Annotated in this window: 7 protein-coding genes and 1 pseudogene; 6 read left to right on the top strand and 2 right to left on the bottom strand. The window is 65.0% G+C overall.

Going from position 1 to position 8,127, the window contains the following annotated elements; genetic code table 11:
- Positions 1–302 precede the first annotated feature (302 nt).
- Positions 303–509: a hypothetical protein gene (locus AC07FN_RS45320; protein WP_478401284.1), complete on the top strand. Its 207-nt coding sequence runs from the start codon at positions 303–305 to the stop codon at positions 507–509.
- Positions 510–516: 7 nt separating this feature from the next.
- Positions 517–768, top strand: coding sequence for a hypothetical protein (locus AC07FN_RS45315; protein ID WP_478401283.1), 252 nt, complete (start codon positions 517–519; stop codon positions 766–768).
- A gap of 166 nt (positions 769–934) precedes the next feature.
- Here AC07FN_RS45315 and AC07FN_RS45310 read toward each other — a convergent pair whose 3' ends face one another.
- A complete protein-coding gene (locus AC07FN_RS45310) occupies positions 935–2,446 on the bottom strand; it encodes a flavin monoamine oxidase family protein (RefSeq protein WP_478401282.1) in 1,512 nt (503 codons plus the stop codon).
- 370 nt (positions 2,447–2,816) lie between these two features.
- On the opposite strand from AC07FN_RS45310, the gene AC07FN_RS45305 reads away from it, so the two are divergent.
- Genes AC07FN_RS45305 through AC07FN_RS45295 form a run of 3 tightly spaced genes read left to right on the top strand, consistent with a single transcriptional unit; the run spans position 2,817 to position 5,621 of the window.
- Complete coding sequence (locus AC07FN_RS45305) at positions 2,817–3,875, top strand: SDR family oxidoreductase (protein ID WP_478401281.1); 1,059 nt, start codon at positions 2,817–2,819, stop codon at positions 3,873–3,875.
- Positions 3,872–5,155, top strand: coding sequence for an aspartate aminotransferase family protein (locus tag AC07FN_RS45300; RefSeq protein ID WP_478401280.1), 1,284 nt, complete (start codon positions 3,872–3,874; stop codon positions 5,153–5,155). Before AC07FN_RS45305 ends, AC07FN_RS45300 begins: the two co-directional genes overlap by 4 nt.
- Positions 5,156–5,183: 28 nt before the next feature.
- Positions 5,184–5,621, top strand: a complete 438-nt coding sequence (locus AC07FN_RS45295) for a type II toxin-antitoxin system RatA family toxin (RefSeq protein ID WP_478401279.1) — start codon at positions 5,184–5,186, stop codon at positions 5,619–5,621.
- Between the two features lie 111 nt (positions 5,622–5,732).
- Here AC07FN_RS45295 and AC07FN_RS45290 read toward each other — a convergent pair.
- A pseudogene (locus AC07FN_RS45290) lies at positions 5,733–5,840 on the bottom strand (IS5/IS1182 family transposase); the annotation flags it as partial.
- 678 nt (positions 5,841–6,518) lie between these two features.
- Here AC07FN_RS45290 and AC07FN_RS45285 point away from each other — a divergent pair.
- Positions 6,519–7,541, top strand: coding sequence for a beta-ketoacyl-ACP synthase III (locus tag AC07FN_RS45285; protein WP_478401278.1), 1,023 nt, complete (start codon positions 6,519–6,521; stop codon positions 7,539–7,541).
- The last annotated feature ends 586 nt before the right edge of the window (positions 7,542–8,127 follow it).

Raw genomic sequence — 8,127 nt, 5'->3', positions numbered from 1 at the left:
CTGCTCCAAAGCGTCTTACTGTGCTGGACCGGCGTTTGCCCCACATGCCAAAGAAAACTCCCCAAACGAAGACAAACTTAACGAAGTACTACTAGACCACCGCAAACCCTGATAAGGGCGCCTCACAAAGGGATTGATGCCTTTTGGGGAACGCAGCTGTGCGCGAAAAGTACTTTAGCGTGATCTTGCTCATGCAAAGTGGTGCGCCAGATGGGGGAACCGCTCGAACCAATTGAACGGCGTTCGACCAAGTTGTGCGGTCTGCAAGGGGGCAGGGCCCTGACCAGGGGTATCCCTGGGGCATGGGCGAACAGGGTGAGCCGGAGCTGCGCGATTGGCGCGGCACGATGATCTCCGGCAAATCCGAGCTGTACAGCCTGGTGCCGGACTCCTCAGTCATCCACGCCAGTGACCCGAAGTTCGACGGGCAGCGGCTCATCGTGGCCTGCGGGGATGAGCACACGCGGCTGCTGGTCGAGGTGTACCGGCGGCGCACCCGAGCCACATGACACCCTGATGTGGGAGGCCCGAACTCAGCCCGGACGCCGGGACGAACTGCTCGCGTGGGTGGAACAGACCGCGGTGCTCGCTCTGCTCGCCGAACCCGGCTGCCTCGACGCCAGTATCTACCTGGGCGGCGAGGACCGGGTCGTGGTCATCGCTCACACCACCGGCACCGTGCCCCGCCTGCCGGACCCGCCCGACGACGTGCTGCGACGCGCCGTACACCGTTGGCCCTTCCGCAAATACGCCTTCTATGGCGAGTGACGACCTTCCACCGCCAGGCCCGGCCGCATCCCGGCCCTGGGGCACACGGGTCGGGGGCGCGTAGCTGTCTATGGAGGCTCGACGTCGCCCCGGGGCTCCTACGCGGAGCTGATCTCCGTGCTCACCCTGCCGGCTTCGGGAGCCGAAGACGGTCGCCAGCGACATGTCACAGCGAGCTCGTTACTTCCTTCGCGACGCGTTCGCCGGATCTGATCGCGCCGTCCATGTAGCCGTGCCAGATGGTCGCGGTTTCCGTGCCGGCCCAGTGGAGGCGGCCGACAGGCGCGCGTAGTGCTTTACCGAGGTCGAGCCAGGTACCTGGGGTGAACACGCCTCCGTAGCCGCCGCGGGTCCATTCTTCTTCCAGCCAGTTCTTCTCGATGTATTCGAGCGGGTCAGCGGCTTGTTCGCCGAAGTACCGGGTGAAGCATTCGATCACGTCTGTGCGTCGCTGTGTCGCGGACATCTGATCGGCCTGGCGTCCTTGTTCACCTTCGATGAAGCCAAGCAGCACGCCCACATTCGCATCGGGCGGTGAATTGTCGAACGTGGTCCGCACGAGCCCCGTGTCGCTGGTCGCTTGTCCGGCCAGACCGGCGGCGCGCCAGAACGGGGTCGGATAAACGCATTGCACCTTGATCACGCTGCCCATCGGGATGCGTTGCGTCAGCTGGTCACGGGTACCTGGCAGCGGTGGTGTGTACCGGATTCGGGCGGCTAGCGCGGGCGGCGCGGTCACGACACAGCGTTTGGCGCGCACGCTGAAGTTGTCGCCGAGCACACTGACGCCTGCGGGGTCCTGGTCGATTCTGGTTACAGGTGCGTTCAGAAGGATGCGGGGACCGAGTTCGCGTGCCATTTCAAGCGAGATGCGTTGCGATCCACCGACGATACGGGATTCCTGGGCTCCCTCGGTGGTGCGTACCAGCCGGTCGAGTCCGCCTGCGGAGGCGATGTAGAAAAGCACGTGAAGCAGCGACACGTCACGAGGCTCGACCGAGAGGACCGCGTTGATCACCAGCGATATCAGCGATTTCGCGCCCGGCTGGACAAGATGATGATTCATCCAGTCTTCGAAAGTCTGGCCATCCAGGGTACGTGCGTCATCCGCGGTCCAGGGCGCGTCGACTGGAACTTGCTCTGCCATCCTGTCGAGTTCCTGGATCGCGGCGGCGGCTTCTGCCGCGCCCGCCGGGTCGGAGGGCGGAATCCGGTTCAGTCCGAGGTTCAGCGGATCCGCTGGGAACACGTGGCCGTACCGGGTCAGTTTTCCGTTGTGGTAGTCGGCATAATCGCCGGCGTCGTAGGTCTTGAACGTTTCCAGGCCGAGCTGCTGGATGAGACCGAGCACCCGGTCCTGTGTCGGCCCCACCCACTGGCCGCCGACCTCCACGATCGTGCCCGGGGTGGCTCCCGGCGCGGTCACGGCCTGATTGACGGTACGGCCGCCGACACGGTCGCGTGCTTCGACCACGAGGACCTCGCACCCCGCGGCGACCAGCTCGCGAGCGGCGGTAAGCCCCGCCAATCCCGCACCGACAACAACGACCTGGGTCTCGCTGCGCCCGGCGGCGGGAGTCGACTGTGCGAGGGCACGCGGCGCACCAGGCGCGATCAGCGCCCCGGTACCAGCCGCGGCCATACCGGACAGCAAACCACGACGTGTGAACCGATTCATGTCCTCTCCCGTACCGCTCGCCTGGGTTATGAACATCCGGCTGCCGGCAAGGTGACCGAGCCTCCGGATCCGCATCGTCGTGGCCGCCGACTTGTTGTTGACAGTTGAACCAACTCAACCATGACGAGGTGCGACAGCGCCAGAGCTGATCAGGAGTCTTGCCTATGCGAGCCAGGACATGATGGGCAACCGGGCACGCGTCGCGCTTCCCCGGTTGCGGCGGCGCCGTCTCTCACGCCACGGTATTGCCGTCACGCCTGGCGCATACGACCCGACGCTGCAGTGAGTCGGGTTGGCAACGTAGCACCGTTGCGCGACTCATTGCCCTTGACGCAGGTGTGGACCAACACGGCGATTCGAGGAGACCGGCATGTCGCAACCCAAGTTCGTGCTGCTGACTGGCGCCTCTGGCGTGGTCGGTACGGCATTGCGCCCGGCGCTGGCTCACCACAGGGTTATCAGCCTGACTCATCGTGCCAAAATCGACTCCGAGTCGGTGATCGGCGATGTGACCCGACCGTTCCTGGGGCTCGATGAGCTCACCTACCAGATGCTGGTATCCAATGTGGACACCGTGGTGCACTGCGCGGCGAAGACCGACTTCGGCGCCGGAGCCGATGCCGCGCACCAGCACAACGTCGTCGGCACGAAGCGAGTCCTGGAGTTCGCTGCTGACGCGCAGGCCCGTGTCATCTACGTGAGCACCGCGTTCGTGGCCCGTAGCAAACTCACCCGGTCGGCACAGGGATTGATGTCCGAGGGGGCGGCTCGCCCCGAAAACTACCTCGACTCCAAGCGCGAAGCCGAGGAGCTGCTTCGCGGCTCGGAAGTCCCGGTGGTGATCGCCCGCCCCTCGGTGGTGGTCGGTGATTCGGTGACCGGCGGCATGGCCCATTTCCAGGGTGTCCACATGGTCGCCGCAGGCATCCTCAGGAGCAAGTTTCCGCTTCTTCCGTTCGCGGCCGAAGAGCTGGTGGACGTCATACCGCAGGACCTTCTCGCCGCAGGGCTGCGGGCGTTGGTGGACGCGGATGTGCGTGGCGGCGAGTACTGGTTGACCGCGGGGCATCACGCGCTGACCTCCAGGCGGTTCGTCGACCAATGCGTGGCCGTGGCCGAGGAGTCTGGTATCGATGTCACACCGCCGCGGCTGGTATCGCCGGACATGGTGGATCGGTTGATCCGCCCGGTGTTGACCGAAGTCCTTCCTCCGGCCGCACGCAAACAGTTTGACGACGTGCTGGCGATGGCCGCTTTGTTCGCCGGTGCCGAGCCGTTCCCGACCTCCTTCGGTGCCCTTCCCGGCGATCCGGCAGCGTTGACGCTGCCCTCGGCAGAGTGGTTCGAGTCTGCCTTCCGCACTTCAGTGCGCTTTTTCGCCCATGCCAAACGCCTTGTCCCCGCCGCAGCCGCCGGGGCGACGGTATGAACGGTCATGGCATCCAGCACGCCGGTTCACGGCAGACCTCGGAACGCTACCGCCGCCACATCTCCCGTGGGCGGGCCCGGCTGGCCGACATGACCGGTGGACTGGCAGAAGTGTCCTCGCACGGCAGCCGAGTCGTCGACGCTGCTGGAAAGACGTACCTCAACTGCGGCGGATACGGCGTGTTCCTCCTCGGTCATGCTCACCCGACCGTGGTAGGGGCGGTGGTGGAACAGGTTCACCGGCACCCGCTGACCACACGGCTAATGCTGGAGCCCACCGTCGCCAGTGCTGCCGAAACGCTCGCCGGCGTCGCCCCGGACGGTCTGGACTACGTGCATTTCGTCAACTCCGGAGCCGAGGCCACCGAGGCCGCGATCAAGCTGGCCCGTGCTCATGGGCATGCGCACCTCATCTCCGCGGTCGGCGGCTACCACGGCAAGACCACGGGTGCGCTCAGCATCACCGCCCGCGAGCTCTACCAGGCTCCGTTTCGGCCGTTGCTGCCCTCCGTTGACCACGTTCCCTTCGGCGACGCACCGGCGCTAGAAGAGGTACTGGCCGCAGCACCACCGGCCTGCGTGGTGGTGGAACCGGTGCAGGGAGAGGGCGGGGTCGTTGTTCCGCCGCCCGGATACCTGCGCGATGTCGCGCAGCTGTGCCGGAAGTATGGGGCGTTGTTCGTCCTGGATGAGGTGCAGACCGGATTGGGTCGGCTTGGCCACTGGTGGGGCGCGGACCGGGAGTCGGTCACCCCTGACATTCTGCTGGCGGGCAAGAACCTTTCCGGGGGAGTCGTGCCCGTAGCGGCCATGATCGCCACGGCAGAGGCGTATTCGCCGTTCAATCGCGACCCGTTCCTGCACACCTCGACATTCGCCGGGTCGCCGATCGCTGCCGCGGCCGCCGAGGCGGCGATCCGTGTGATCGTGACGGAAGACCTCGTCACCAAGGCTAGCGAGTTGGGCGAGTACCTGCTCCAGGAGTTACGCCGAATCCTGTCGCACCATTGCGGTCACCTGATCACCGACGTGCGCGGGCTGGGTCTGCTGATCGGAGTGGAGCTGGTCAACGAGCAAGTCACGGGTGAACTGCTGATGGAACTGCTCGACCACGGAGTGCTCGTCAACCATTCACTGAACGCGCATCGGGTGCTGCGCTTCACCCCGCCGGCGGTCCTGACTTCCGAGGACGTTCACTGGCTTCTTGAGGCAGTAACCCGTGCCGCGGAAACCCTCGCGCGCCGATGCCCGCCCAACACCGTTGTGGAAGGAACTCCCTGATATGCCAACTGTTACGGTCGAGTCGCTGGTGCCGGCCGCCACGGGGACCGACGCTGACACTGTCTTCTCCGCGGTCTGCGACATCGAGCGCTTCGCCGATCAAACCGACGAGGTCCGCAGCGTCACCGTCACCGCAAGGCAAGACGGAACCCAGGATTCGGAATGGGCGGTCACGTTTCGCAACGGCATCCTGTGTTGGTCGGAACGAGACCGAATCGACCACTCCGCCAGGACCATCACGTTCCGGCAACTCGACGGCGACTTTGAACGCTTCGACGGCGAGTGGGCGGTTGCCGAGTCCGGATCCGACACGGTCGTCAGGTTCACCGCGCACTTCGATCTCGGTATGCCGAGCCTGGCGGCGATCATCGATCCGATCGCGGAGGAGGCATTGCGCGCAAGCATCCAAGCCATCCTTCGCGGCCTGCTCGGCGAAGAACTGGTCTTCCTCGACACGGCAGCCTAGCCGGCCGCGTCCGACGCGCAAACGCAGTGGTGATCACGGTGGGCGACGCTCGGGCGAACCGCTTTGAACCCCAGGCATGGCCAGGTGTGAGCTTGGGGCGAGCCGGAGAAAGGCATCCCTGGCCCGGGCGGCACTGGTGTCGTGTTCACGGCCGGGCCGTTCATCGGAGGCCCACAGGGGCCATCCGTCCGGGGCGGAGATGACCTGGATGTTGCCACCGCGATGGTGCTCCAGCACAGTCGGTGTGAATCAAGGTGCCGTCGGGGATCACATGTGAGTAGCCAGCGGCCTTCGCCGCCAAAGCGGCTGTCATGCGATGCGTTGCCGTTGGGTTCCCGCGAGGGCCGATTACGCGACGGCCGGCCCCCGCGGGATCTCCTCCTGTCGGGGGGGACGGGCGACAGAAGGAAGCAATCGGGCCACGGGCCACGAGCTGACCTGAGCAATACTGGCCGAGTCGCAGCAGTGGCAACAAGAGTTGTCCAGGGCACCATCGTCGGCCATTTCGGGCAGCCACCTGGTGGATTCGGACAAAACCGTCAAGGTGTGCGACGTCGGCTGGTCCGTGAAGATCTTCGCCCCGGGGTTTGGTCTCGCGCGGTTCCCGGAAGTCCACGTTGGTCGTCGGTGGCAGTGGTCCAGGGGTGTCGAGGCGCCGTACTCACGGGTTCGCGTGCCGGACTGTATTTTCGTGCAGGGCAACGAGCACAAACGTACCTACTTCGGTTCGGCGACAACGCCCAAATCATAGACTCTGGATACCGGCTGGTCGTCGCGAACCGACGTCAGATTCAGAGATGGTGTGGCACACATTCACCCGCCTCGCCGGCGCATGTTAAAGCATGAAAACGCTCCATCGTCTCGTGCAAAAATCATTGAGCAACGGAGTTGGCCTGAATGACAGTCAGTGCTGTTATCGCGGGGTTGGGGGCATGGTTGCCTCCCAGGGTTGTCACGAATAACGATTTGTGCTCGAGGTTGGACACCTCTGAAGAGTGGATAGCGAGTCGCACGGGTATTTTGCAGCGTCGGGCCGTCTCGAACGGTTTGGCGACGGTGGACTTGGCGGTGGAGGCCGGCGGTCGGGCGCTGAAAGCAGCCGGGGTTTCCGGGGTCGATGCGGTCGTCGTCGCGACGACCTCACCAGATCGGATCTGTCCGGCCGGGGCGCCGGAAGTGGCGTCCAGGCTGGGGCTTGGACCCGTCGCGGCTTACGACCTGACCTCTGCATGCAGTGGCTTCGTCTATGGCCTTGCCACCTGCGCCGGACTCATTAGCGCCGGGATCGCAAAAAGCGTGCTTTTCATTGGTGCCGAAGCGTTCTCGACCTTCATCGACCCGGCGAATCGCGCCACTGCACCTATCTTCGGCGATGGAGCCGGGGCGGTGGTGCTGCGTTGCGGAAGCCCGGAGGAGCCGGGCGCGATCGGACCGTTCGACCTGGGAAGCGATGGCGCGCAAGCCGACCTGCTGGCCATCTACGGTGGTGGCTCACGGCAGCGGTCCGTCACCGGGCTCGGTCACGGCGAGGTGCCGACCGAGGACTGGTATCTATCGATGGCCGGGCGGGCGATCTATCGACAGGCGATCGCCAGGATGACCGAATCGTCACTTGCCGTGCTCGATCGTGCCGGCTGGTCGGTGACGGAGGTGGATCGCTTCGTTGGACACCAGGCCAACATCCGCATTCTTGACTCCGTCGCCCAACGGTTGGGTATCGCGCCGGAGCAGGCTTTGATCAACATCGATCGAGTCGGAAACGCCCTGTCGGCGTCCATCCCGCTCGTCCTGGCCAGCGCCGCCGCCGGCGGCGACCTGCGTCCGGGGGACCGGGTGTTGGTCACCGCATTCGGGGCAGGATTGTCGTGGGGTTCCACAGTCTTGGTGTGGCCGAGCATCTCGGTAGACAGTCCACTGTGATTTTTCGAGTGAGGTTTTTCCGTCCTCATTGTGCGTGGCGGTGCGACCCGCGGCTGCGGTCCGACCAGCATGGAAAAGGCTGAGTTGAATCCAGAAGGAGACACGCCGGAACTCCTGCGGGCACCGATCGCAGATGATGACTACATCACGGCTGTCAGCAGGTTGGTCGGTCACGATCTCCCGGCTCCGCGCACGGCCAGTCGTTGACCTTCCCGCACGGTCTGCGCTGGTCAGAGCTCGTGAGTCCCAAATGGGGCGGCATAGCACCCTGGAGTTTCGCGGTTCGATGTTCCTGCTGGTCACTCCAGCCGCGCGTTCGCTATGGCAGCACAACGTGCACCCGGCCCCGGACCTGCCGGAACGTCGCTCCAGACCGTCAGTCGTGTGCAAACCACAAAAAGCACCAGGTATCCCAAAGGGGCGCACGAGCCGCTGACCCGCGGCAACCAGAGAGCCTCGAAAGACCACCTGACACCGAGTTTCCGGAGGATCCGATGACCGCAGTGGCCGCCCGGCCGGAAACCGAGCAGGTGCGGCGGGATCCGCGCGATCCCGACGTGCGGCTGGAGCAACTGCTCGACCCGGA

This window comes from Saccharopolyspora sp. NPDC045941 (genome assembly GCF_056431445.1).
The sequence above is the reverse complement of the archived record's forward strand: the minus strand, read 5'-3'. Positions and strand labels throughout refer to the sequence as shown.

Coding starts and splice junctions, on each gene's coding strand:
- AC07FN_RS45320 (WP_478401284.1), top strand. CDS start 303: ATGGGCGAACAGGGTGAGCCGGAGCTGCGCGATTGGCGCGGCACGATG.
- AC07FN_RS45315 (WP_478401283.1), top strand. CDS start 517: ATGTGGGAGGCCCGAACTCAGCCCGGACGCCGGGACGAACTGCTCGCG.
- AC07FN_RS45310 (WP_478401282.1), bottom strand. CDS start 2,446: ATGAATCGGTTCACACGTCGTGGTTTGCTGTCCGGTATGGCCGCGGCT.
- AC07FN_RS45305 (WP_478401281.1), top strand. CDS start 2,817: ATGTCGCAACCCAAGTTCGTGCTGCTGACTGGCGCCTCTGGCGTGGTC.
- AC07FN_RS45300 (WP_478401280.1), top strand. CDS start 3,872: ATGAACGGTCATGGCATCCAGCACGCCGGTTCACGGCAGACCTCGGAA.
- AC07FN_RS45285 (WP_478401278.1), top strand. CDS start 6,519: ATGACAGTCAGTGCTGTTATCGCGGGGTTGGGGGCATGGTTGCCTCCC.